Below are 25248 nucleotides of genomic sequence, written 5' to 3' on the forward strand. Positions count from 1 at the left end.
AGTTAAAGATGCATTATGTCAGGACCGCGTCCGCTGCTCCAGCACATTCCGCAGGTACGGGACCAGCGCCTTCGCCGCCGCTTCGTGCGCCGCCGGACCGGGATGGCTTCGCGCCCCGACCGTCTCGTCCGTCATGTTCGGCAGCTCGAAGACCGAGACGTTCCGGTCGCCGGTGCGCCGCGCATGGGCGTCGACCGCCCGGCGGATCGCGGGCATCATTGGCGTGCCGAGCATGCCGTACGCCCAGACGATGTGCGCCTTCGGGTTGCACGCCCTGAGCTTGCCGAGAAATTGCTCGGCCGCCCGCTCGAACGCCGCGAGATCTTCTTCGTTGAACGTGCCGTCCTCGTTCAGCCGCTGCTTGTGCCGCTCGCCGGTCGCTTCGTCGCGCCATTCCGGCGAATGGAAGGCGCCGCCGTCGTTCGTGCCCAGGTTCACGACGACGATGTCCGGCTGCCAGGCGGCGAAGTCGTTCCGCTCGAAGGCGCCGAGCGCTTCGTTCTTCTCGCCGGTCAGCAGGCCGCACACCTGCTCGTAATAATCGGGCATGTTCGTGCGCGGGTTGTTGTCCCAGCCGGTCAGCACGCCCCAGCCGCTCTGCGACAGCACCCGGTATTCGGTGTCAAGGGCGTCCGCCGTCAGGGCGGTGTAATTGTGCACCGCGCTGAACCACATCGGAATCCAGTCCGTCTCCTGCCTTGCCCCGATCGCGCCTTCGCCCGACGTGATGCTGTCGCCGATGAACTCGATCTTGTACGGCCTGTCCCGGACGGGCAGAAAATCGCCGTCGGACTCCACGCCGTGAATCTGCAGCACGCACCCGGTGTCCGCGCTCATCGCCTGCGTGTCCTTGATGATGCGGACATTTTTCACGGCATCCGGGTTCATGCCCCGGAAGATGCAGATCCGGTGGCGGCCTGCCGTCACCATCTGCCGGGCGACGGGCGCTCCGTTGATCAGCACGCTGATCCAGGGCTCGTACGTGCGGTAGTCGGCTTCGACCTCGAGCCACAGTTCGGAGCCTGTCGCGTTCAGTTCGATGCCGCTTCCCGTCCAGAACAGCGTGAGCGGCTCCCGGCGGCCCGCTGTTCGGCCGTGCACCTTCAGATGCGCGATCTCCTTCAATGTGTATGATTGCAATTCCCTGTGCCGATTCATGGGCGTCTCCTCCGGCTCCGTCGGCATGTGCCGGCTTGTCAGCATATGCGTGTTTGCTCCCAATTATACCATGCACGATGCGGCTTGCGGCGCCCGAACGGCAAAAACGGCAGGCCGCGGCGCCTTTCGGCGCGGCAGTCTGCCGTTATGGACATGCGCATTCAGCTGGTCGCGGTGGACGCGTATTGCCGCGCGGGATGCGCGCTGCGGTCCAGACCGAGCGTCTTCGCCGTTTCTTCGTGCAGCTCGCGGACCAGGTCCGGGTTCTCGGACAGCTTGATGCCCCAGGACGGCACCATCTCGCCGATCTTCTCCCGCCATGCCTTGAGCTGCTCCGGGAAGCACCGCTTGATCACTTCGAGCATGATGGCCACCGCGGTGGAAGCGCCCGGGGAGGCGCCCAGCAGAGCCGCGATGGAGCCGTCGGCCGCGCTGATCACCTCGGTGCCGAATTGCAGCGTCCCCCGTCCGCCGGCTTCCGTATCCTTGATGATCTGCACGCGCTGGCCGGCGACGATCAGATCCCAGTCCTCGCTCCGCGCGTGCGGGACGAACTGCCGGAGCTCCTCGACGCGCTGTTCCTTCGTCAACATGAGCTGCTTGATCAGATAGGTCGTCAGCGACATGTTCTTGACCCCCGCCGCGATCATCGTGACGAGGTTGTGCGGCTTGACGGATTTCAGCAGGTCGAGATTCGATCCGAATTTCAGGAACTTCGGCGTGAAGCCCGCGAACGGACCGAAGAGCAGCGACGGCTTGCCGTCGATGAACCGCGTGTCGAGGTGCGGCACCGACATCGGCGGAGCGCCGATCGCCGCCTTGCCGTACACCTTCGCGTAATGCCGCTTGGCCATCTCAGGGTCGCGGCACACCATGAACAGGCCGCTGACCGGGAAACCTCCGATGCCGCGCCCTTCGGCGATGCCGGACTTCTGCAGCAGATGGAGACTGCCGCCGCCGGCGCCGATGAACACGAACGGAGCCGAGTACCGTTCGACGGCGCCGCTCTCCACGTTCCGCACTTTCAGCTCCCACTTGCCGTCCGTCGTCCGCTTCATGTCCTGGACGTGGCGATGGTACAGCATTTGTGCGCCGCTGTCTTTCAGATGAGCGAACAGCATGCGCGTCAGCGCGCCGAAGTTGACGTCCGTACCCGATTCGATCCGGGTGGCCGCGATCGGCCGGTCCACGGTGCGGTTCTCCATCATCAGCGGAATCCATTCCGCCAGTTTGTCCGGGGCGTCGGAGAATTCCATCCCTTCGAACAGCGGATTCGCCGACATCGCTTCGAACCGCTTCTTCAGGAAGGCGACGTCCCGCTCGCCCTGCACGAAGCTCATGTGCGGCACCGGCATGATGAACTTCTGCGGGTCCCGGATGAGGCCGCGCCGCACCAGGTACGACCAGAACTGCCGCGAGAGCTGGAACTCTTCGTTGACCTTGACCGCTTTGCTGATGTCGATCGAGCCGTCCGCTTTCTCGGTGGTGTAATTGAGCTCGCACAGCGAAGCGTGGCCCGTGCCTGCGTTGTTCCATTCGTTCGAGCTCTCTTCGCCCGGCTGCGAGCGTCTCTCGAGCACAATGATGTCCCGGTCCGGCGCCAATTCCTTGAGCATTGTGCCAAGCGTCGCGCTCATGATGCCGGCGCCGATCAAGATGACATCTGCGCGATTCTGTCTGTCACCCATAGATAATCGTCCCCATGCTTTCAATTTTGCGGTATGCGGACACATCAATTTAGGCGCCGCAGCAAGCCGGGGCGCCGAACATGTCTCGCATCGTCTCCGAATCTCGTCGTTCCATAATAGTTTAACACTAATGATGTAAGAATGAAAGACAATGCAAATGCCGCTCATCCGAAGATGAACGGCATTCATGGGAGTCCTTTGCAGAATTGTCAGTGCTGTTCCGCGTTCTTGGCGGCCGGCTTGTTCGCGGGCGAGAACCAGCCCAGCAGCGCGATCGCGACCAGCATGCCGTAGAAGACGATGGTCCAGACCGTGCTGTGGGGGAAATCGTGGTCCAGCACGCCGATGTCGTGATGGGCCAGGGTGATGACCGCCAGCTTGACGCCGACCCATGCCACAATGGCATACGCTGTCGTCTCCAGCGCCGGACGTTTGGCCAGCAGTTTGATGAACCAGCCCGCGGCGTATTTGATCAGCACCAGACCGGCGATGCCGCCCAGCACCACGACGGCGAACTTGCCGCCGTCCATTCCGCCGAAGTCGCCAAGCGGCGAATCCGGCAAGCCGAGCGCGAGCGCCACCGCGGCGAGGATGGAGTCGATGGCGAATGCCAGGTCGGCCAGCGCGATCTTGCCGACCGTGCCCCAGAAGCCCCTCGCCGAACCGGACTGTTTCTCTTCCTTATGCGCATCCTTCTTCCCGAAGCGGGCCTGGATGACATGCTTGAGTCCCAGATACAGCAGATATGCGGCGCCGATCGCCTGCACCTGCCATACATTGGCGATGAACGAGATTGCGAACAGGGCGGCGAACCGGAAAGCGAAGGCCATGATGATGCCGTAATTGATCGCCTTGGATTTCTGGTTCTCCGGCAAATGCTTCGCGATGACGGCAAGCACGAGCGCGTTGTCAGCCGACAGCAGCCCTTCCAGTCCGATCAGAATCAAGAGCGCCCACGCGTACTCCAGCCAAATGTCCAACGAACGTTCCTCCTTCGATTATCGGCTCCGTAAGGTTTCCCCGTGCAGCGGCCGGCATGCGGAACTCCTGCCGCCAGTCTGCGGGAAAACTGACATTCTTTCATACGATTTCCTGCCGCATGCGTTTCTTGCATTTTATACGGCATCATGCCGCCGCCGCAACAGCAGGTTCAGCCGTTCCGTGGCGAGCAGCATCGCGGCGGCCATCAGGACGATGTACAGCGGGAAAATGCCGATCGTCCAGTATCCGGCCAGCATCCCGAGCAGCGGAGGCAGCAATGCCGCCCCCGTATAGGCTGTCGCAAACTGATACCCCATAATCCTACCGGCGTGGGCTTCGCCGAACCGGACGGGCGTCTCGTGCAGCATGCTCGGAAAGATCGGCGCCAGTCCCAATCCGGTAATCAGAAATCCGGCCAGTGAAAAGCCGGCGGGAAGCGGCAGCAGCAGAAGCAGCGCGCCGGCCAGGGTCGTGATCTGTCCCGCCCGGATCAGCGTCAGGCTGCTGAATTTGAGTGTGACGAATCCGTTCACGAACCTGCCGATCGTAATGCCCATGAAGTAGATCGAGATCCACAGCGCCGCATCGTCGGCCGAGATGCCTTTGACATTGACCAGATAACTGCTGCCCCACAAGCCGGCCGTCGCCTCCACGCCGCAGTAGAACAGGAACGTCCCCAGCGCGTATTTGACGCCGGCCGCATTTTTCGGCTTGCGTCCTTCGTCCGGCCCGCGCGCGGGCGCATCCGCCTGCGGGGCCCGTCCGCCGCCGGCCCGCTTCTTCTCCATATGTTTCCACAGGGGCAGCGACGCAATCAGCACCGCCGCGATCGCCGACTGGATGAAGCCGATCATCGCGTATCCGTCTCTCCAGGCGCCTTCGGACAGGTAAACGGACAGAATCATCGGGCTGACCGTAACGCCGACGCCCCAGAAACAGTGCAGCCAGCTCATGTGGCGGGCTTCGTAATGCCCCGCAATGTAGTGGTTGAGCGCGGAATCGACGGCGCCGCCGCCGAGTCCGAGCGGTATGGCGAAGACCATGAGCCATGCGATGGACGGCGCGATCGAGAAGCCGAGCAGCGCGCCGGCCGTCATGGCCACGCTGATCAGCGTGGTGCGCGCCGTGCCGATGCGCCGGACGACGCGGCTCGTGGCAAGGGCGGACACGATCGTGCCGATCGTGACCGTAAACGACAGCACCCCCGCCATGCCGATGGGCGCTCCCAGATCATGCCGCATGACGGGCCATGCCGCGCCAAGCAGGGAATCCGGAAGGCCGAGACTGATGAAAGTGAGATAAATAATCAGCAGCAATAAGGTCGCCATTCGGGTTGCTCCAGTTGTCCGTGATGCAAGTGCGTCCCTCCGAATGCTTTCCGGCGGAAGGACATGCGCTTGTTCAAATGGCATTATTATAGCATGCAGCGGCTGGAGGTGAATACCGCTTTTGTCTGATCTCCGCGCCCGGAACAAGCAAACGGCCGTCCTTCGCGGACAGCCGTTTCACGTTTTGGCATGGATCACAGCGATCGGACGGCCTCCATGACATCCCAGACGGTGCAGACATGGACGCCGATGTTTCGCATCTCCCGTATTCCCTGCTCGTAGACTTGCGACATCGCATCGGACACCATCACGATGCGGAAATCGCGCTCGCTCGCCTCATAGATGGACGTGCGCGGACAATTCGGATAATTGCACCCGATGAAGACGATCGTGTCGACGCCGCGGTCCCGGAGAAACCGCTCCAGATCCGTCCCGTAGAAAGCGCCCCAGCGCGGTTTGTACATCGCCCATTCGCTGCGGCCGACCGGCTGAAATTCGCCGTTCAGCAGCCGCTCCGCATGGAGCGAAGCGTACTGCGCCGGTCGGATGTCCCGGACCAGTTCGGCGCCCTCCGTGTTCGGCGCCACGACGCGCAGACCTTGCTCGATCGCTTCTCTCCTGCACAGGTCGACGTTCGAACCGTCTTCCTTGTACAGACGGACGGCGTGGATGATCGGCAGCTCCCTTGCGCGGTACGCCTCCAGCACGGAGGCCATCCGGGGCAGCACCTCGTACGTGCCGTCAATCCGGGCGGGAGCGTCCGGCAAGGTGAAGTCGTTACAATATAATACATGATAACCAGAATCACTCCAAGGAAAAATATGCTGAATGGTGATCCCGTGTCAGACAAGTATCCGGAACTGATCGAGGTCATGAAATACATCCGGCAAAACCTCCACGAACCGTTGACCATTGAGCAATTGTCGCGTTACGCCGCATACAGCCCGTTTCATTTCATCCGCATATTCAAGGAGCAGACCGGCCTGACCCCGCAATATTACATCGCTTCCCTGCGCCTGCAAAAAGCCAAAGAACTGCTGATGACGACCGACCTGCCCGTGCGCGATATTGCGATGGAGCTGGGCTATCAGAGTCTCGGCAGCTTCACGACGCGGTTCGGCCGAAGCGTCGGCCTGACGCCGGCGGAGTTTCGAAATTCCGCCGCCCATGCCGCGGAGCACTTGCGGCAGCTGACGGACGCGGCCATCTGGCATTCCGGGCACGAGCAGGCGCCGGGCGATTGCGTCGAGGGCTCGTTCCGCACGGAAATCCCGTTCGAAGGCTTCGTCATGGTCGGTCTGTTCAGCAAGCCGATTCCCGACGGTCTCCCGGACTACGGCACCCTGGTGCGAGCGGACAATGCCTTCCGCTTCTCCGGCGTGAAACCCGGCATCTATTACCTGATGGCCACGACCGTATCCTGGGGGATGCAGGCCCGGGATATTCTGCTGCCCGATATGACGCTCCGGGCCCGTTCCGCATCTCCGCTCGTGGTCAGACATGGCGAGCGGACGCCGCATCAGGAATTGACGCTGCGTCCGCCCCGGTTTGACGATCCGCCGATTTTGGTGTCGCTGCCGCTGCTTATGGAAATGTTCTATCTGCAGCAGACAGGCAAGGGCAGCGGCCTTCCCGGCCCGCGATGAGTCGGCTGCGGAATGTTCCCCGTCCGGGGATGCCCTTTTCTTATGCTCATTCCGCGGACGAAGCCGCCACCTTCCTCCGCATCGGCGCCAGCACGAATGCCGCGAGCATGACGAGCACGCCCAGCACGGCCGCCGACCAGTACAGGCCGCCGTAGCCGTTCTCCGCCGCCAATCTCGTCACCTCGGCGACGCTGTCGGCGATGACGTCCCGCAAAGCCGGGTCCTGCACCGAGCCGATGATGTCCTGGATCTGGCCTGGGCTTGCCGCCTCCCCTCCGCCGGAAGCCATCTGCCGCCCGATGGCCGCCAGTTCGTCCAGCGCCTCTTGGGACAGATTCGCCTGTTCCACATTCTCATTCAGAATGTTCCGGAAGTCCGTCCTGAACAGTTCGCCGATATTGTTGTAGCCGCGCGCGATGAAGCCGGCATAGATCGTCGGCATGATCGTCATGCCGATCTGGCGCAGCAGCGACAGCGACGCCAGCGCGGTGCCCTTGTTCGCCCGCAAGCCTTCGGTCGCCAGAATGTTCAGCGGCGCGCCCAGGATGACCCCGATGCCGACGCCGGCCACCATGCTGGAGACGATGAACTGCCACTTCGCGTCAATCCACAGCGGGAACAATACGAATCCGATCAGCGTCAGGATGCCGGACAGCACGACGGCGAAAATGGGCCCGCGCTTGGCCACCAGCACGCCGCCCATGCCGGCGCCCACGCCCGACGCCAGCGCCAGCGGCGTCATCCAGTAGCCCGACTTCTCCGCCGGGATGCCGAGCACATTCTCGGTGAACCCCGGGATGAAAATCATGGCCGCCAGCATGCCGCCGGACAGCATGCCGATGACGAGCACCATCAGGTAGCGGGGCTGCCGGATGAGATAGAGCGGCAGGATCGGATCGCCGTTCTTGCGGCGCTCAAGCACCGACTCGTACAGGAACAGCACGATGAACAGGACGAGCCCCAAGCCGATAAACCCGGTTACATCCCATTCCCTGAAGCTTGCCCAGAAGTCGACGTCGATGTTGGTGAGGCCGTACATCAGCGACAGAATGGCAAGCGACAGGATAACGGTTCCGGTCAGATCCAGCCGTCCCGTGCCGGGGTCCGCCGATTCCGGCAGCCGCAGGAAGGCCAGAATGAACAGCGCGGCGGCAATCGGCACGTTGATCAGGAACAGGATGTGCCAGTTTCCGGTCCAGTCGAGCAGGAAAGACCCGATGTTGGGACCGAGAATGGCCGCAACCCCGTTCATCGCGCCGAGCATTCCCAGGTATTTCGCCTGCTTGTCGGGCTCAACCGTGCTCAAAATATGCGAATTGCCGATGATGAAAATGCCCCCGCCGCCCAGCGCCTGGATGAAGCGCGACGCCAGGTACAGCTCGAACGTCGGACTGAGCGCCACGAACAGGGAACCGAGACCGAACAGAACAATCTCCACGATGAACAGCCGCTTGCGGCCGTAGCGGTCGGACAGCTTGCCGACGATCGGCAGGCTGATCGCCAGGCCCAGCGTGTAAATCGTGACGCCCCAGGCTCCCCAGTTGTCCGATACGTCAAAATGCCGGTTAATCGTGGTCAGCGCCGAGCTGATGATGCCGTTGTCGAGCTGCGCCATGAAGACGCCGACAGCGAACAGCAGCAGCGACCAGAAATGCGAGGTTTGCGGTTTGCCCAAGCCGGCTCACCCTTTCCACAGTATGATGAAAAAGCCCGTTCCAGATTGCGTGATCCAATGTGACACAAGCGTTACTTTCAAATATAATGCTATTTTACATCAAGGGCTATTCATAATCAAAGCGGTTTTGTCACTATTCCGACAATTCATACTTGACTACTAAATATTTGAATTCTTAAGATAGGGGTAACCAGTACATCCTGTTAGGAGGGCGTCTTCATGGCGGGCAAACGGATTGACCATGTCGGTGTCATGGTGAAGGATCTGGACGCAAGCATTCGTTTCTACACGGAGGTTGTCGGGCTCGAGGTGAAAAGCCGCTTCACGCATACGAAGGGCGTGCTTCAGCTTGCTTTTCTCGGTTTCGGCGGATCCGACGGGACGGAGGTTGAACTGATCCAGGGGTACAACGACAGCTTGCCGACGGAAGGCAAAGTGCATCACATCGCATTCAACGTGGACGATATCGAAGCCGAATATGCGCGCATCAAGCAGCTGGATGTGTCCTTCATTCCCGGTTTCGACACGATCACCACGCTGCCGAACGGCCACCGGTATTTCTTCATCTACGGTCCGGAGAACGAGTGGATCGAGTTCTTCCAGCGTTGATCGGGCTTCGGGATTCCGGGTGCCGCCCTGCCCCCCGCGCTCACGACGACGCGGGTATGCAAACCTGCGATGCAGCCTCGGAATCCCGCCCTGTCAATCCGAAGGCTCGGTCTCGACCATCCCCTCCCCTGATTCAATCGCATGAATGTCAACCAGCGATATCCCGGTATCCAGAAATTCCGGGATCTCCTCCCCTTCGCAGGCCTTGAGCAGATGTTCGACGATCAAGGCTCCCCAGCGGTGTTCATTCAGGGACACCGCCATCGTAATCTGACCGTTGCGAACCGCTTCCGCGATTTCGGGCATCAGGCCGAAGGTCAGCGCGTACCGGTTCAATCCCATCGCTTTCCATACCAGAATGGATGCGGCGCCGGATACGAAGTCCAGGGCGACGAAGGCGTCGAAATGCGGGTGATCGTCGATCATCCCTTCCAGATCCGCCAGCGCCTGCTCGGGAACGCCCTGATGATAACGAACCTCCAGCACGTCAATATTCGTCTCACGGTGGATGTATCCGAGAAACCCTTCCAACCGTTCGCGCAAATTCATGCTGTCCGACTGCCCGGTGGACACGAGCACCATGCCGCGTCCCTTCAGCAGCCCGTCAATGGCTCGTCCCATCCTTTCCCCTGCCTGGATGTTGTCCGTTCCGATATAAGAAACTCTCCGGCTGTCCGGCGCATCGGATTCAAAACAGATGACGGGAATCCCCGCCTCCGCCGCCTTGTCGATCAGCGGCCCGAGCGCTTCCGAATCGATCGGACTGATGGCGATCCCGTCCACACCCTGCTTGATCATCGTCTCCATCATGCGGATCTGCTGCTCCAGATTGGCCTCGTCCGGCGCCTTGATGATCAGCCGGGCGCTCGCCGTTTCCGCCGCCCGGGCCGCGCTCTCCGTCACCGCCTCATAATAGACATCCGCCATCGGGTAGATGATGCCGAACGTGCGCCGCGGCAACGCCTCCGCTTCGGCTGCGGCGGACACGCTCTCGCGGGAAGGCGCCGGCTCCCGGCAGCCGGCGAGCGCCGCAGCCGCCAGCAGTACTGCGGCCAGCGCGGCCGTTCCCGTTTTCCTCGCCGCCCGCTTCGCCATATGCCGGTTCACGAATGCCCGCTCCTCCGGACGACCGGCTGCCCCGCCTTGCCCCGCTTGCGAAAATCGCGGATCGTCATCCCGGTCAACCGTTTGAACACGTTGGAGAAATAATGCGGATCCTGGTACCCGACCCGGCAGGCGATTTCATACGATTTCGCTTTGGTCGACAAGAGCAGCTCCATCGCCTTCTTGATCCGGGTTTCCATCACATATTCAATGAACGTCGTTCCGGTCTCCTGGCTGAACACTTTGCTCAGGTGGCTGGGGCTGACATTGACATGTCTGGCCGCGTCATGCAGGGACAGCCGTTCGTCCCCGTAATGCTCTTGCACAAATTGCTTTACCCGGGCAATCAGGACGCTGTAGCGGTCGCTGGACTGCGAGCGCCAATGCCAGAACAGCTCGGCGAGCTGATCCAGGTACTCGCAGGCCTCCTCCCATGAGCGGATGGCGCTGATCCGGCTCTTCATCTCCGGCAGCCAGTCGTCCGGCCGCACCTGCTCGCCGTACTGCTCCCCGGCTTCCCGGAATACGGTGAGCGTCAGGTCGTGGAGCAGGAAAAATCCGTACAGCGACGACTCCCAATCGACATTCTCCAGATCCTTCGCGAAACGCCGGATGTGCAGTTCCTTCTGCTCCGGCGAACCGACCTTCAGAAATTCCACAAACCCTTCCCGGTCGAGGCTGAGCGGATAATCCAGCGATTCGTGTCCCAGCAGGTCGATCCGGCCGGCAGGCAGGGACCGATGCGTTTCGCTCGCCTCTTCCTTGGCGCTGATGACCCGGAGCACCCGGATGATGTCTTCGGCGCTGACCGGCTTCAGGCAATAGTCCTCGACTCCGATGCGGATCGCCTGCCGGGCGTATTCGAATTCATCGTGGCCGCTCAGGATGATGATTTTGATGCCCGGCTGCATTTTGCGGACGATCGCGCTCAGCTCCAGACCGTTCATGAACGGCATCCGGATGTCCGTAATCAGAATGTCCGGCTTCAGCTTCTCGATGAGCGGCAGCGCCAGCTCGCCGTCGGGCGCATCCCCGCAATACACAAACCCTTCCTTCTCCCAATCGATGCAGTTTCGCATGTTCTCGCGAACGACAATCTCGTCATCCACCAGGAACACTTTCTTCAAGGTGCGTCCCCCCTTGAACCGGAATCGTGATCTCTACGGTCGTGCCCGCGCCTTCCCTGCTGTCGAGCACAATGCCGTATTGCGGGCCGTAATACAGACGAAGGCGCCGCTGCACATTGAGCAGTCCGAATCCGCTGTCGGGCTCGCTTTCCCCCTGCGGCACCAGGGGATCGTCCAGCAGACCGCGAAGCTCGGCCAGTTTTCCGGCGCTCATGCCGATGCCGTTGTCCGCGACCGAAAGCCGGATGGTCCGATCCTGATCGGAAGCGCCGGAGATCCGGATCCGCCCCTTGCCCCGCTTGTTCTTGATGCCGTGATACAAGGCGTTCTCCACAATCGGCTGCAGCGTCATCTTCAGAATCGGTACGGCCCGCAATTCCTGCGGAATGTCAATCTCGTAATCCAGGATGTCGGAATAGCGCATCTGCTGAATGACCAGATAATTGCGGACATGCTCCACTTCTTCCCCGACCGAAATGAGATCCCGCCCCTTGCTCAGACTGATGCGAAAAAAACGGGACAGCGCCTGCACGAGCCGGATCACTTCCCGATTCTTCCCCGCTTCCGCCATCCATACGATGGAATCGAGCGAATTGTAGAGGAAATGGGGGTTGATCTGCGCTTGCAGCGTGCGCAGCTCCGCCTTCCGGACCTGTTCCCGCTCGCGGATGCTGCGCTCCATCAGCATGCGGATCTGCTCGATCATGATGTTGAAGCTGTTGCCGAGATCGGCCAGCTCATCCGTGCCGGCGGGCCTCACCTTCACTTCGAAGAACCCCGAAGCCGCCTTGCGCATCTTGTGTTTCAAAATCTGGATCGGCCGGGTCAGCCGCGAGGTGAGGTAGACATAGAGGCCGATGGTGAACACGATGCTCAGTCCGACGCTCAGGAAGATGAGCCGCCGGATCTCGCGGGCATCTTTGACAATCTCGCGGAGAGGCGCGATGCCGATCATTTTCCAGCCGGTATCCGCCGAGGTCGTGTATGTGATGAAGATTTGCCCGTCAGGTCCGTCTTCCACGAAACTGTCCGACTTCCGGTCCAATCGCGGCGCAAGATCGGCGGCGGACGGAAGGAGATGCGCATAAGACGAGTCCGCGGCGAACAGCGGCTTGCCGGCAGAATCCGCCACATAGAAATACCCCGCATGTCCGGCCATTGCATCCCGGATATAGCGCAGCACCGTATCCGCGTCCAAATCGATCACGATAAAACCGATCACCTCGCGGGTAATCCGCTGCCTGACGGTCGTCATGATCGACACGACATGCTCCGAATCGTATTGAAAACCGTCCAGCCGGTCCTGGGGCAGCATCTCGTCGGGCGGAACGATCAGCACCTCGTCCGGCGCGTTCATCAAATATTGAAAATGCGGGTTGCGGAGCGGATTCTGGTTCAGGGCGAACACCCCCCGCCGCTCGCTGATGCCCCGGCCGTACAGATTGACCATGGAGATGTTCAGCACGCTGTCATTTCGGTACGTCTTGCGGTAGAGGTCGAACGCCTGCAGAATGTCCTTCGCATCGGCGTAGGAATCGGTCTGGGAGAACAGGAAGCGGAGCACGGCCTGGTGGTTTTCCAGCTCGAGCAGACGCGCGGTATCCTGAAAGAGCACATCGATGTCCCGGGCCAGCCGGTCCGCGGTGAGCAGGAAGGAAGCCTTGCTGTGTTCGGAGATCGTTCGGAACGATTTCTGGTAGGACACGATGCCGACGGCGATCAGCGGAACGATCGTCAGCATCACGAACATGGCAAGCATTTTGACCCGCAGACTGGACAAAATCCATTGCGACACCTTCTTCATGCCCGGTCCCATTCCTTCTCCCCCGCCTGTCAACTACCTGTATTTTATACCAGGACAGGTTGTAAGCGTATGCAGCAATAAAAAATTCCACCCTTTCAACAAAATAAAAAACATTTCCGTCCCCTCGCGCTCCAACTTCCCAAAAATGCGAAACAAACTCCTTTCATCCTCCATATTTTCGAAATTTGAAAGCGGTTAAGATGGGGGTGTGCCTCGTACGAGAATGTTCATTGAGGGAGGTTGACCCATTTGAAAACACGGAAAATCATGCCGATTCTGCTGCTCGCCGTCTGTCTGGTCATCAGCGCATGCGGCGGCGGCAGCAAAAATTCGGGAACGGGCGGCGGCGGAGACAACAAGCCCGCTTCCACGAATGCATCACAAGGCTCCGAGACGCCGAATGAGCCGACACCCCCGGCAGGCAAGAAGATTGTGCTCGGCTTCGCCCAGGTCGGCGCCGAGAGCGGCTGGCGCACGGCCAATACGGAATCGATCAAGGAAGCGGCGGCCGCGGCCGGCATCGAGCTGAAATTTTCCGACGCGCAGCAGAAACAGGAGAACCAGATCAAGGCCATCCGTTCGTTCATCCAGCAGAAGGTCGACGTCATCGCTTTCTCGCCGGTCGTCGAATCGGGGTGGGAGACGGTGCTGCAGGAAGCGAAGGAAGCCGGCATCCCCGTCATCCTGACCGACCGCGCGATCGATTCGGAAGACGAATCGCTGTATGTCTCGTTCATCGGCTCGGACTTCGTGGAGGAAGGGCGCCGCGCCGGGCGCTGGCTGCTGGAGCAGTTCAAGGACGCGACGGAACCGGTCAACATCGTCGAGCTGCAGGGGACGACAGGCTCCGCTCCCGCGATCGACCGCAAGGCCGGGTTCGAAGAGGTCATCAAGGAGAACCCGAACCTCAAAATCATCGCTTCGCAGACCGGCGACTTCACCCGCGCGAAAGGCAAGGAAGTCATGCAGTCGTTCCTGCAGGCGCACAAGGACATCGACGTGCTGTACGCCCATAACGACGACATGGGCCTCGGCGCGATCCAGGCCATCGAAGCGGCCGGCCTCGTTCCGGGCAAAGATATCATCATCATTACGGTGGACGCGGTAAGAGACGGCATGCAGGCGGCGGCGGACGGCAAGATCAACTTCATTGTGGAGTGCAACCCGCTGCTCGGGCCGCAGCTGATGGACGCCGTCAAAGCGGTGGTGGAAGGCAAGGAAGTGCCGAAGCGGATCGTCACCGAGGAAGGGACGTTCACTTCGGAAGAAGCGAAGGCCGCCCTGCCGGACCGGAAATACTGATCCGCTTGCCGACCGGCATCAGCACAACGATCGGCCGCCCCAACCCCCGCACGGGGGCGGGGTGGCTTTGTTCAAAGATAAGCATTTACAAGTCTCACGCTTGTCATCGGCTGATCTTTCACCGCAAAACGGATGCGTCCGCCCATGAGGACGGCGCCAGCCGTTTTTGCTTGCTTCAATTTCTGACAAGGGGGCGGCAGCATGAGCGAAAACCGACCGATGCTGCAAATGTCCGGCATCCACAAGCGGTTCCCCGGCGTCCACGCGCTGAATGACGTCCGTTTCCGGATGTTCGCCGGCGAAGTACACGCCTTGATGGGAGAGAACGGCGCCGGCAAATCGACGCTGATCAAGGTGCTCACCGGCGTCTATCCCGTTGACGAAGGCTCGGTGGAATGGGAGGGCAGGCCGCTGCATCTGCGGAGTCCGCTCGAAGCGCAGCAGGCCGGAATCAGCACGGTCTATCAGGAAATCAATCTGTGTCCGAACCTGTCCGTGGCCGAGAACATCTTCATCGGCCGGGAACCGCGGAAATTCGGCAAGATTTCATGGAAAGCAATGAACCGCGCAGCCGAGGCGCTGCTTGCGGAACGGCTCAACGTGAAGCTTGACGTGACCAAGCCGCTGGACACCTATTCTGTCGCCGTTCAGCAACTGGTCGCGATCGCCCGAGCCCTCAACATTTCGGCCCGGCTGCTCATCTTGGACGAACCGACCTCCTCCCTCGACCGGGACGAGACGAACAAGCTGTTCGAGGTGATGCGCCATCTCAAGAAGCAAGGGCTGGCCATCCTGTTCGTCACCCATTTTCTCGACCAGGTCTATGAAGTGTCCGATCGGATTACGATTCTGCGTAACGGACGGTTCGTCGGCGAATACCTGACCGATGAACTGCCCCGCGTGGAGCTGGTGCAGAAGATGATCGGCAAGGATCTGGAACTTCTCGGCGGCATGCCGAAACGGACCGCCGCGCCGGGCGAGGCGAAGCCGCCCTATCTGCGCGCATCCGGGCTGGGACGCAAGGGCGGCGTGGAGCCGTTCGATCTGACGATCGGCAGCGGCGAGATCGTCGGACTGGCCGGGCTGCTCGGATCGGGGCGGACGGAGACGGCCCGGCTGCTGTTCGGCGCCGACCGCGCCGATCAGGGAAGGCTCGTCATCGAGGGCCGGGAGATCCGGCTGGACTCGCCGCGCAAAGCGATCGACCGGGGCATCGCCTTCTGCTCGGAGAACCGCAAGACCGAGGGGATTATTGAAGATTTGACCGTGCGGGAGAACATCATTCTGGCGCTGCAGGCCCATCGCGGCTGGTTCCGCGCGCTGTCCCGCAGACGGCAGGAGGAAATCGCCGACGAATATATCCGGGCGCTCGACATCAAGCCGCCCGATCCCGAACAGTTCATCCGCAATCTGTCCGGCGGCAACCAGCAGAAAGTGATCCTCGCCCGCTGGCTGCTCATGAATCCCCGGCTGCTCATTCTGGATGAGCCGACGCGGGGCATTGACGTCGGCGCCAAAGCCGAGATTCAGAAGCTGGTCCTGTCCTTGTCCGGGGAAGGGATGGCCGTGCTCTTCATCTCCTCCGAGCTGGAAGAAGTCGTCCGCGTCAGCAGCCGGATCGCCGTCCTGCGCGACCGGCGGCATGTGCGGCACTTAACCGGTGACGACATCCAACAGACGACCATTATGCAGGCCATCGCGGGAGGATGACGCCATGAGTGTCCGTTGGTGGAACAAACCTTTGTTCTGGCCGCTTGCCGTGTTCGGCTTGCTGCTCTTGCTCAACCTGATCTTCAAACCGGAGTTTTTCGCGATCCGCTACCAGAACGGCCATCTGTACGGCAGTCTGATCGACATTCTGAACTTCGGCTCCCCCCTGGCCATCGTCGCCATCGGGATGACGCTGGTCATCGCGACACGGGGGATCGATCTGTCGGTGGGGTCGCTCGTCGCGATCTCCGGCGCAATGGCCTGCCTGACCATCAGCCGGGGCGACGACCAGCATGCCTTGAGCCTGGTGCTCACCGCCGTCCTGCTCGCGCTGCTCGTCTCCATCGCCCTCGGCCTGTGGAACGGACTGCTGGTGGCCGGCGCGGGCATCCAGCCGATCATCGCGACACTCATTCTGATGGTCGCCGGGCGGGGCATTGCGCAGCTCATCACGAGCGGGCAGATCATCACGGTGACGAGCAAGCCGTATAATTTCATCGGCGCCGGATGGCTCATGACCCTTCCGTTCTCCGTCTATCTGGCCGCCGCGGTCTTTCTCTTCGCCGCGTGGATGACCCGCAAGACATCGCTCGGCATGTTCATCGAGGCGATCGGCTGCAACCCGACGGCAAGCCGGCTCGCCGGGATCCGTTCCCGCTCGATCCTGCTTGCGGTGTACATGTTCTGCGCGCTGTGCGCCGGCATTGCCGGGCTGATCACCAGTTCGAACGTCTCGAGCGCGGACGGCAACAACGCCGGGCTGTGGATTGAACTGGACGCCATCCTCGCCGTCGTCATCGGCGGGACTTCCTTGAGCGGCGGCCGGTTCTCGCTGACCGGCACCCTGGCCGGGGCGCTGCTGATCCAGACGCTGACGACCACGATTTACATGCTGGGCGTTCCCCCGGAAATCACACTGGTCGTCAAGGCGTTCGTCGTCCTGGCCGTCTGTCTGATCCAATCGCCGTCGTTCCGCCGTTCACTGACGCGCGGCATTCCATGGAGCCCTGCAGCATCCGGACAGGAGGTGAGCAGACATGGTTGATCGCAAGTATATCCCGCTTCTGGTGACCATCGGGCTGTTCATCCTGATGTTTCTGGCCGGCTCGCTGCGGTATCCCGGATTTTTCTCGCTGCAGGTGTTCATGAACCTGCTGATCGACAACGCCTTCCTGCTCATCGTGGCCGTCGGCATGACGTTCGTCATCCTGTCGGGCGGCATCGATCTGTCCGTCGGCTCCGTGGTGGCGCTGACCACGATGTTGTCCGCCAGCCTGATCACGGAAGCCGGCTGGCCGCCGGCGGCCGTCATTCCGCTGGTGCTTGCCGTCGGCATCCTGTTCGGCTGGATGATGGGCGCGATCATTCATTACTTTCAGATTCAGCCGTTCATCGTCACCCTGGCCGGCATGTTTCTCGCCCGGGGGCTGTGCTACGTGATCAGCATCAATACGATCACGATCAGCCATCCGTTCTATACGCATATGGCGCTCGCGAAAATCCGCCTGCCGGGCGGCAGCTTCATCTCGATCAGCGTCGTCATCGCCCTCCTGGTCGTGGCGCTGGCCGTCTATCTCGCGCATTACACCCGCTTCGGGCGCAACACTTATGCGATCGGCGGTCATGAGTCGTCGGCGGTGCTGATGGGGCTTCCGGTCGGCCGGACGAAAATGCTCGTCTACGCGTTCAGCGGATTCTGCTCGTCCCTGGGCGGCGTCGTGTTCACGTTCTACATGCTGTCGGGTTACGGGCTGCATACCGTCGGCCTGGAGCTTGACGCCATCGCGGCGGTCGTGATCGGAGGGACGCTGCTGACCGGCGGCTCCGGCTATGTCATCGGCACGTTCTTCGGCGTTCTGATCCAGGGCGTCATCCAGACGATCATCACGTTCGAAGGCACGCTCAGCTCCTGGTGGACGAAAATGGTCATCGGCTTGCTGCTGTTTCTCTTTATTCTGCTGCAGCGGATCTTCACCGCGCGGTCTACGCGGAGCCAGTCTGTGTAAGATATAATCGGATTTGGGGAGGGGATTCGATTGCTGCGGTCAAGCCGAACGGCACTTGCCTGTTTCAACCTGCTGCTCGTGTGCCTTGCGATGCTGGCGGGCTGCAACCGTGAAGCTGCGGCGCCGCGTGAGGAGCAGCCGGAGAAGATCGATTCCCGCATCCCCGATCTCCCGTCCGATACGGTCGCCGCGGACAAGCACAAGATCGTGCTCGGCTTCTCGCAGCTCGGCTCCGAGAGCGATTGGCGCAACGCCAATACGAGATCGATCCAGGAAGCCGCGAAGGAGGCCGGCATCGAGCTGCTGTTCGACAATGCGGAGCAGTCGCAGGAGAAGCAGATCGAAGCGATCCGCCGCTTCATTGAACGGAAAGTGGATGTGATCGCCTTCGCGCCGGTCATCGAGACGGGCTGGGAAGACATCTTGACCGAGGCCAGACAGGCCGGCATCCCGGTCATTCTGTCCGACCGCGCCGTCCAGATCAGCGACCCGTCGCTGTATGTGACGTTTATCGGCGCGGATTTCTACGAAGAAGGCCGCAAGGCGGGGAAATATTTGCTGGACAAGAAGCGCAACGATCCCGGGCCCGTCGTCATCGCGGAGCTTCAGGGCACGGAAGGCTCCTCGCCGTCCATCGAGCGCGGCAGAGGCTTCCGGGACGTCATCCGGGAGCGCGCCGACATGACGATCGCCTATTCCGCGCCGGCCGACTTCACGGTGGCCAAAGGAGCCGAAGTCATGCGCGGGTTTCTGCGGGAAAGCGGCGGCGGCATCGATGTGCTGTTCGCCCACAACGACGACATGGCGCTCGGGGCCATCGAAGCCATCGAGGAATTCGGCCTGAAGCCCGGAGAAGACATCGTCATCATTTCCGTCGACGGCACGCGCAAAGCGTTCGAGATGATGGCGGAGGGCAAAATCAACTGCGTGGTGGAATGCAATCCGCTCCTCGGTCCGATTCTGATGCAGGCCGTCCGCGAGATCTACGAGGGACGCACCTTGCCGAAGCGGATCGTCCCGCCGGAAAGTGTGTTCACCGAAGTGCTCGCGGAGAAGGAAGTGGCCAATCGACAATATTAGGAGGCGATACCGGCTTCATTTTCTCCGCTGCTTGCCGGCTCGGCGGCCGCACCCCCGATTCCGTCGATTGCAGACGAAAAAAGCAGACGCTTGTCAAAATTTGATAATTTTGATAATCTGTCTAATATTAAAATTTTTAATCCGGTATCCGGGGTGATCCATGGGATGGATTTGGTCGCAATGAAGAGCCGGCTCGACGCCAGACAACTCATGATCGTGGATTCAGAAGTCAGAAACCAGGGGAAGAACATGATCCTCGCCTACGTGCTGTGGTACTTCCTCGGTATATTGGGCGGTCACCGGTTCTATATGAAGAAGACAGGCTCCGCGATCGCCCAGCTCATTCTGAGCATCACGCTTATCGGGCTGATCGTCACCACCATCTGGTGGATCGTGGATGCCTTCCTGGTACATACCTGGGTAAAGGATCACAACCGCGAGCTGGAGTATCGTCTCGTCTCGCAAATGATCGCCCACCAAGGTCCGCCGGCTCCGAACAGCTTCTGATGACATGAACAAGCGCGACCTGACGCTGGAACAGCTTCTCGTGCTGCAATCGGAAATGCGGCACGCCGAGAAATCGCTCGCGCTCGCGTATTTCATGCTGCTGGGCGGACACTTGGGAGTCCACCGATTCTATCTGAAGCGGTATGTAAGCGGCACTATACAGTTGATCCTTTTCCTGGCAGCCACATTCAGTTATTTTACCGCTGCCGCCTTTAGCGGCGTCGATGAGGAATGGAACGCCCCGGCTATCATTTTCCTCGTCATCATGCTCCTGACCGGCTTGGCACTGTTCATCTGGATCATTGTCGATCTGTTCATCATGCCCCGCATGGTCAGAGAGTGGAACGAGGCGCGGGAAGCCGAGATTATTCGCAAGTTGACCGGACCAAGGCAGTCCTGATTTCGTGAATCCATAAAAAAGGGGAGCTTCGACTGAGGCGTCGAAGCCCCTTTTACTTTTCGGCAACGTCGCCCGGTCTGACATCGACATGTCCGGAATGGTGAGCTCCTCCTTCTTGTGCGTCTGCGGCTTGCTTTTTTACAAAATTTTTAGCCATCGCTTGAATCATACCCAGGTGCAGGCTTTCGTGCGCAATCAATACGTGGAAGAGCTCGCCGACGGTTTTTGCCTGAAGAAAATTGCTTTGATCCGCAACGGGGTGCGTCAGCCTGCCTTCGAATGCATCGCCGATCTTCGCCATTTGTCCCTCCAGCCGCCGCAGCAGCACATCGATTTCCGGGGGCGCATCACTCCAGCCTGACGGATCCGTTCCTGATGCGAACCAGGTTTTATATTCCGCGGGAATGCGGGATCCGGCTCCCGAAAATTGAAAGATCAACTCGTCGGTTACCGTGAGCACATGTCCGGCTTGCCAACGCATGTTGTTTCGGAATCCCGGGGGAATATGGTCAAGTTTGTCCACAGGCAGCCCGTGCAGAGTATCCAGAATCTGCCGTCTGACATCGGCAAACAAGTTGAGGATATGGGCATCCGAACTTGAGCGGGGGTAGTCCGCGGCCAGCGCTTCAAATACTTCAATCTTCCCGCCGTATTGCAGCTCGGGCCAATCGGTCGTGAGTGAGACCGCTTCTTCCAAAGATTCTGCTTCCATCACCGCCACCCCAAAAATGTCGCCTTGATAGTCCTCTACAGCATGCGGGGAAACCGTCTTCCGTCCGAATCCGGCAAACCGCACTTTCTCATATCCTCTTGCCTTCAGGTTGTCCAGCCAGTTCCACAGGTCGCTGATGTTTTGCTCCGCCTGATCTTCGGGAACGACACCGCCATGGTAAACGAACAGATAATGCATTTCCGCCCGCCCCTTTCAGTTGCATTTTGAAACTTATTCAAGTATAATGAAGCTATGGCACATCAGTCAAGGAGCAACGCCATGAGAAAAACCATCAAACGTCGTTCCAATTGCCCGATCGCCTTTTCGCTCGAAGTGGTCGGGGATTCGTGGACGCTGCTCATCATCCGGGATATCGTTTTTGCGGGGAAAAGAACATTCGGGGAGTTCCTGGCCTCGGATGAGAAGATCGCGAGGAACATCCTGGCCAGCCGTCTGGCTCGTCTGGAAGAACTGGGGTTGATCACGAAGAAGCCCCATCCCACGGACGGAAGAAAAGATTTGTATGAACTGACGGACGCCGGACTGGATTTTATCCCTGTTCTGCTGGAGTTGTCTGCCTGGGGGGCCAAATATGAACCCGAAACAGCCGAGGCGGCCGCATGGCTGCGCGAAGTCCGCATAGACAAGGACCGCCTGATCCAACTGATCCGGGACACCGTCAAAAACGGAGGTTCCGTGTTCGCCGGTCCGGACAATGTGATGGACCGGCTGAAAGCCCGCTAACCTGTCCGCTTCACCCAACTACAACACACCGACGGCCAGCATGCCGGCCGCGATCAGGCCCAGCGCGTGAATGAGATGATATTGCACGCCCGTCCGGAATGCGGCGAGTTTGTCCCGCTGCAGCTTATCCTTCAGCGCATGCGCGCCGAACGCGCCCAGCGCGACCGCAATCGCCATCAGGATGCCGCCCAGCGCAATGAACGTTTCCATCCGTCGTTCCTTCCTCCTCCGGCTCGCGCCTTCCGGCGCCAAAGCCTTCTCCACATTTTTAGCGTTTGTCCGCGTGGAGCCGCCGGTGAAGCTCGCGCACCTGCTCCGCCAGCTCGGGAACGGGTCCCTCCACTTGAGCGTCGCGGATGACTTCCTGGATGGGCAAGTTCCTTACGCGGGACGGCGGAACTCCCCATTCGTCCAGCCACTCGGCCAATTGCCGGGATGAGCTGGCGTACACGATCCGGCCCAGGCCGACCCAGCCGTGGGCGGCGGCGCACATCGGGCAGTGCTCCCCGGAGGTGTAGACGGTGGCCCGGGCGCGCGCTTCCGGCGTCATGTGCTGAGCCGCCCAGCGGGCTATGGCGAATTCCGGGTGTTGCGTATGATCCCCTCCCGCCACATGGTTGTGGTCCTCGAACAACACCTCGCCTTCGGCCGATACCAGAACCGAACCGAACGGTTCATCGCCCTTCTCCAGCGCGATCCTTGCGAGCTCGACACAGCGCCGCAAATGCTTCATGTCCGTCTCCGTGATCATGTCGTCGCCTCCTTCGATCAAAAGTCATCCTCCATCTCACGCCGGCACGATGATTCGTTCGCAAGCCTGCACGACCCGTTCGCTCTCGTTGTCCAGCGAGCTGGTCGCCTCGTCGAACATCAGTATCGGCGGTTTTCCCTGTTCCGGACGGCCCCACGAGCGCCGTTTTCTCCATTCACGACGGCTTCACGATCTCCAGCAGCTTCTCGTAACTGTCCGCCGCATCGACCTTCACTTGCCCGGTGTTCAGCTTCGCAAAAACCTTCCGCGCCCATTCGATCTTCACCCGCTCCGCACCCTGCAGCTCCAGCGATTCCAGCGAGCCCTTCGTCTCCGCGATGAAGCAGATGTGCCTCACATCGCCTTCCCGGAACACGACCGCCCGGTCGGGATGGTAGTCGCCCATTGGCGTCGGGATGAAGAACCCCCGGGGCAGCTTGTCGTACACGATCACCTCGCCGCCCGCATCCGGCTCTTGCGTAAGATCGCGACCGCTCCGGAAGTCCGCCACGGCTTCTGCCGGTTCCGCCCCGTCCCCCGGCCGCCCGAACAGTCCGCTCTTCGTGAACACACTCAACTCGTACCGATCATTCGACGCGTCGTGCGTGATGCATGCGATGATCGCCGCCGCCTTCTGCTCGTTGATCAGCCTCGCGGCGCGGAGCACGAACTCCTCCGGATTGAGGCGAAACTGCCGGAACGTCGATTCCCTGATTCCCGTCAGGATGGCCGCAATGGTCTTCCGCGTCAGCTTCGTCTCATCCGTCAGCCTGCCGATCAGGTCCATTTTCACCCCGGTCAGCGGCTGCACATCTGCTGTCTCATCCTTGACTTCCCGCACCCGGAACGCTTCCCCCGACTCCAGTTGCTCCCGGGACTCGATGCGCCGCATCTCGCCATGCCGGACGGTATATCGGATGGCCGGCACCTGCAGACGGCTGTCCAGCGCCTCCACGCACTTCCTCACCAGTTCGCCGGAGTCGAACTTGACGGTGCAGCCCGTTTTCCGGTTGATCCGGTTCCAGAGCTTGAGGAACTCCCGCCTGTGGAAGTCGTCATTCGCCGCAGCGGCAGCGCTATGGCCGATGCGCTCGTTCTCCGCCACATGCTCCAGGAAGGCGCTGCGATCCGCCGCACCCGGACGGCCGGACAGCGCCTCGGCGATCTCGCGCTGCAGCTGCCGCGCGAACTGCTCGTACGATTCGCTGGCGATGACGGTCAGCACATTGATGTCATGGACGTCGATGCCCGGCACGGCCGAATCGATCCGCTCCCCGTCCTGATTGACGCAGAGCCGAAGGCCCCGCCCGACCTCCTGGCGCTTCTTGATCGTCGAATCGCTGTGCTTCAGCGTGCAGATCTGGAACACGTTCGGGTTGTCCCACCCCTCCTTCAGCGCCGAATGGGAGAAAATAAACCGCACGGGCTCCGCCAGACTGAGCAGCCGCTCCTTGTCCCGCATGATCAGGTCGTACGCGTCGGCATCATCGGAGTCGGTCTCGCGGGCGGACACCTTCGGATCAACGTAGCGGTTGCTTTTTCGATCGATCGAGAAGTACCCCTTGTGCGTGTCCTTCACCCGGATTCGCTTCAGGTACCCGGCATACGGATCGTCGTCGGCCAACCTGTCCAGCTCTTCGGCCAGCAGCGCCGCATACTCCTCCTCGAAGATGTCGGCGTAAACGCCGCTCAGCTCCGCGCCGTCCCGATTATATTGCCGGTACTTCGCCACCTCATCAATGAAAAAGAGCGACAACACCTTGATCCCCTGCGAGAAAAGCGCCCGCTCCTTCGCGAAATGCGACTTGATCGTCTCCCGGATCTGAACCCGGCGAAGATGCAGCTCCCCGGTATCCCCCTGCACGTCGCCGGCATGCAGCGTGACGCCGTTCGTGAAGCTGATGCTGCCGTCACGTCCGTTGATCCCGGACACCTTGTACCCCTTGTATTGCGCGAGGCCGCCGGACAAGGCGTGAAGATCGTCGCCTACCCTGACGATGCGCGTCCGCCTGACCATGCCCGCCTTCGTCTTCACCTCGAACTCCAGCCGGGCCGCCGGCGCCCGGTCCGCGCTCACCTCAATGCCTTCGAGGTACAAATAGCCGTCCGATCCGCCGATGCCCTTCAGCGAAATCCCCTTCACGCTGATCTTCTTCACCAGCTTCAGGTTGTAGGCGTCCAGCGCGTCCAGGCGGTAGACCTTGTTGTAGTCTTCGCGGTGCGTCGCCGAATAGCGCAGGGTAAGCAGCGGGTTGAACGCCTTCAGCGATTCCCGCGTCTTCACGCCTTCAACGGACTGCGGCTCGTCGATGATCAGGATCGGCCGCGTGTCCGCCAGCACGTCGATCGGCCTGCGGCTGCCGAATTCGTCGAGCTCCATGTAGATCCGCCTTGCCTCCCGTCCCCGCGCGTTGAAGGCCTGCGCGTTGATGATCATGACGCTCAGGCCGGCGTCGCCGGCGAATTTCTCAATGTGATGCAATTGTTTCGAGTTGTATACGAAATACCGCGCCTTCATGCCGTACACGGACATGAAATGGTCTTCCGTCATCCGGAACGTCTTCAGCACGCCTTCGCGGATCGCAACGGATGGCACGACGACGATGAATTTGCTCCATCCGTACGTTTTGTACAGCTCGAACATCGTGCGGATGAACGTGTAGGTCTTGCCGGTGCCGGTCTCCATCTCCACGGTCAGGTTGTACCGGCCTTCCAGCCGTTCCGAGACCGGCAGTCCATTGCGCCGCTGCACCGCCTGCATGTTCCGCAGCACGTCTTCGTCCGGGAGCATGACGGGACGGTTCCGCGCATCCGGACCAGCGGATGGCGCGTACGGCTGCCCCGCGAAGCAATCGACAATGCTTCGCACCGCATCCAGTTGAAACGGCTGCTGCTTGAACCTGATTTTCACCGCTC

Annotated in this window: 23 protein-coding genes; 10 read left to right on the top strand and 13 right to left on the bottom strand. The window is 60.8% G+C overall.

Features of this window, described 5'->3' with window-relative positions:
- Positions 1-18: 18 nt before the first annotated feature.
- From C6W55_RS02545 to C6W55_RS02565, 5 genes are all read right to left on the bottom strand, one after another.
- Entirely contained in the window at positions 19-1158 is a 1140-nt protein-coding gene (locus C6W55_RS02545; protein ID WP_286891307.1) for an SGNH/GDSL hydrolase family protein, read from the bottom strand.
- 161 nt (positions 1159-1319) lie between these two features.
- On the bottom strand, positions 1320-2846 hold the full coding sequence (gene mqo, locus C6W55_RS02550) for a malate dehydrogenase (quinone) (protein ID WP_286891308.1): 1527 nt from the start codon (positions 2844-2846) through the stop codon (positions 1320-1322).
- A 209-nt stretch (positions 2847-3055) separates the two neighbouring features.
- Positions 3056-3826 (bottom strand): TerC family protein, encoded by a 771-nt coding sequence (locus C6W55_RS02555; protein ID WP_286891309.1) that lies wholly within the window; start codon positions 3824-3826, stop codon positions 3056-3058.
- Positions 3827-3961: 135 nt separating this feature from the next.
- The gene (locus C6W55_RS02560) at positions 3962-5155 is read right to left on the bottom strand and encodes an MFS transporter (RefSeq protein WP_015253078.1); all 1194 of its coding nucleotides are present in this window, start codon (positions 5153-5155) and stop codon (positions 3962-3964) included.
- 194 nt (positions 5156-5349) lie between these two features.
- Positions 5350-5922, bottom strand: a complete 573-nt coding sequence (locus tag C6W55_RS02565) for a cysteine hydrolase family protein (RefSeq protein ID WP_213483001.1) — start codon at positions 5920-5922, stop codon at positions 5350-5352.
- Positions 5923-5994: 72 nt separating this feature from the next.
- On the opposite strand from C6W55_RS02565, the gene C6W55_RS02570 reads away from it, so the two are divergent.
- Entirely contained in the window at positions 5995-6801 is an 807-nt protein-coding gene (locus C6W55_RS02570; protein ID WP_286891311.1) for a helix-turn-helix domain-containing protein, read from the top strand.
- 46 nt (positions 6802-6847) lie between these two features.
- Here C6W55_RS02570 and C6W55_RS02575 read toward each other — a convergent pair whose 3' ends face one another.
- On the bottom strand, positions 6848-8476 hold the full coding sequence (locus C6W55_RS02575) for an MFS transporter (RefSeq protein WP_213483003.1): 1629 nt from the start codon (positions 8474-8476) through the stop codon (positions 6848-6850).
- A gap of 219 nt (positions 8477-8695) precedes the next feature.
- On the opposite strand from C6W55_RS02575, the gene C6W55_RS02580 reads away from it, so the two are divergent.
- Positions 8696-9085, top strand: a complete 390-nt coding sequence (locus C6W55_RS02580) for a VOC family protein (RefSeq protein ID WP_213483004.1) — start codon at positions 8696-8698, stop codon at positions 9083-9085.
- A gap of 93 nt (positions 9086-9178) precedes the next feature.
- On the opposite strand, the gene C6W55_RS02585 is transcribed toward C6W55_RS02580, so the two are convergent.
- Genes C6W55_RS02585 through C6W55_RS02595 form a run of 3 tightly spaced genes read right to left on the bottom strand, consistent with a single transcriptional unit; the run spans position 9179 to position 13120 of the window.
- Positions 9179-10192, bottom strand: coding sequence for a sugar ABC transporter substrate-binding protein (locus tag C6W55_RS02585; protein WP_286891314.1), 1014 nt, complete (start codon positions 10190-10192; stop codon positions 9179-9181).
- A complete protein-coding gene (locus C6W55_RS02590; RefSeq protein WP_286891351.1) occupies positions 10189-11307 on the bottom strand; it encodes a response regulator transcription factor in 1119 nt (372 codons plus the stop codon). Before C6W55_RS02590 ends, C6W55_RS02585 begins: the two co-directional genes overlap by 4 nt.
- Positions 11291-13120 carry a sensor histidine kinase gene (locus C6W55_RS02595; RefSeq protein WP_286891316.1) on the bottom strand — a complete coding sequence of 610 codons (1830 nt, stop codon included), beginning with the start codon at positions 13118-13120 and terminating at the stop codon, positions 11291-11293. The genes C6W55_RS02590 and C6W55_RS02595 overlap by 17 nt, the downstream gene beginning before the upstream one ends.
- Before the next feature lie 249 nt (positions 13121-13369).
- Between C6W55_RS02595 and C6W55_RS02600 the strand changes: the two genes are divergently transcribed.
- The 7 genes from C6W55_RS02600 to C6W55_RS02630 all read left to right on the top strand — a co-directional run bounded on the left by C6W55_RS02600 (position 13370) and on the right by C6W55_RS02630 (position 20125).
- Positions 13370-14422 carry an ABC transporter substrate-binding protein gene (locus C6W55_RS02600; protein ID WP_015253084.1) on the top strand — a complete coding sequence of 351 codons (1053 nt, stop codon included), beginning with the start codon at positions 13370-13372 and terminating at the stop codon, positions 14420-14422.
- A 201-nt stretch (positions 14423-14623) separates the two neighbouring features.
- Positions 14624-16132, top strand: coding sequence for a sugar ABC transporter ATP-binding protein (locus tag C6W55_RS02605; protein WP_015253085.1), 1509 nt, complete (start codon positions 14624-14626; stop codon positions 16130-16132).
- 4 nt (positions 16133-16136) lie between these two features.
- The gene (locus C6W55_RS02610; protein WP_213483009.1) at positions 16137-17177 is read left to right on the top strand and encodes an ABC transporter permease; all 1041 of its coding nucleotides are present in this window, start codon (positions 16137-16139) and stop codon (positions 17175-17177) included.
- A complete protein-coding gene (gene yjfF, locus C6W55_RS02615; RefSeq protein WP_286891317.1) occupies positions 17170-18138 on the top strand; it encodes a galactofuranose ABC transporter, permease protein YjfF in 969 nt (322 codons plus the stop codon). Before C6W55_RS02610 ends, yjfF begins: the two co-directional genes overlap by 8 nt.
- A 30-nt stretch (positions 18139-18168) precedes the next feature.
- Positions 18169-19218 (top strand): ABC transporter substrate-binding protein, encoded by a 1050-nt coding sequence (locus C6W55_RS02620; protein WP_286891318.1) that lies wholly within the window; start codon positions 18169-18171, stop codon positions 19216-19218.
- Between the two features lie 165 nt (positions 19219-19383).
- Positions 19384-19725, top strand: a complete 342-nt coding sequence (locus C6W55_RS02625) for a TM2 domain-containing protein (RefSeq protein ID WP_041853720.1) — start codon at positions 19384-19386, stop codon at positions 19723-19725.
- Positions 19726-19729: 4 nt separating this feature from the next.
- Positions 19730-20125, top strand: coding sequence for an NINE protein (locus C6W55_RS02630; RefSeq protein ID WP_286891319.1), 396 nt, complete (start codon positions 19730-19732; stop codon positions 20123-20125).
- A 52-nt stretch (positions 20126-20177) separates the two neighbouring features.
- Here the strand turns inward: C6W55_RS02630 and C6W55_RS02635 are convergent, their stop codons facing one another.
- Complete coding sequence (locus tag C6W55_RS02635) at positions 20178-21035, bottom strand: DinB family protein (protein WP_286891320.1); 858 nt, start codon at positions 21033-21035, stop codon at positions 20178-20180.
- A gap of 81 nt (positions 21036-21116) precedes the next feature.
- Here C6W55_RS02635 and C6W55_RS02640 point away from each other — a divergent pair, with 81 nt between their 5' ends.
- A complete protein-coding gene (locus C6W55_RS02640; RefSeq protein WP_286891322.1) occupies positions 21117-21581 on the top strand; it encodes a winged helix-turn-helix transcriptional regulator in 465 nt (154 codons plus the stop codon).
- Between the two features lie 18 nt (positions 21582-21599).
- Here C6W55_RS02640 and C6W55_RS02645 read toward each other — a convergent pair whose 3' ends face one another.
- The 3 genes from C6W55_RS02645 to C6W55_RS02655 all read right to left on the bottom strand — a co-directional run bounded on the left by C6W55_RS02645 (position 21600) and on the right by C6W55_RS02655 (position 25243).
- Entirely contained in the window at positions 21600-21791 is a 192-nt protein-coding gene (locus C6W55_RS02645; protein WP_286891323.1) for a DUF423 domain-containing protein, read from the bottom strand.
- Positions 21792-21849: 58 nt separating this feature from the next.
- Complete coding sequence (locus C6W55_RS02650) at positions 21850-22332, bottom strand: nucleoside deaminase (protein ID WP_015253108.1); 483 nt, start codon at positions 22330-22332, stop codon at positions 21850-21852.
- Between the two features lie 175 nt (positions 22333-22507).
- Positions 22508-25243, bottom strand: a complete 2736-nt coding sequence (locus tag C6W55_RS02655; RefSeq protein ID WP_286891324.1) for a restriction endonuclease — start codon at positions 25241-25243, stop codon at positions 22508-22510.
- Positions 25244-25248: the final 5 nt, after the last annotated feature.

The sequence above is a fragment of the Thermobacillus sp. genome (assembly GCF_003390775.1).
GTDB lineage: Bacteria > Bacillota > Bacilli > Paenibacillales > Paenibacillaceae > Thermobacillus > Thermobacillus xylanilyticus.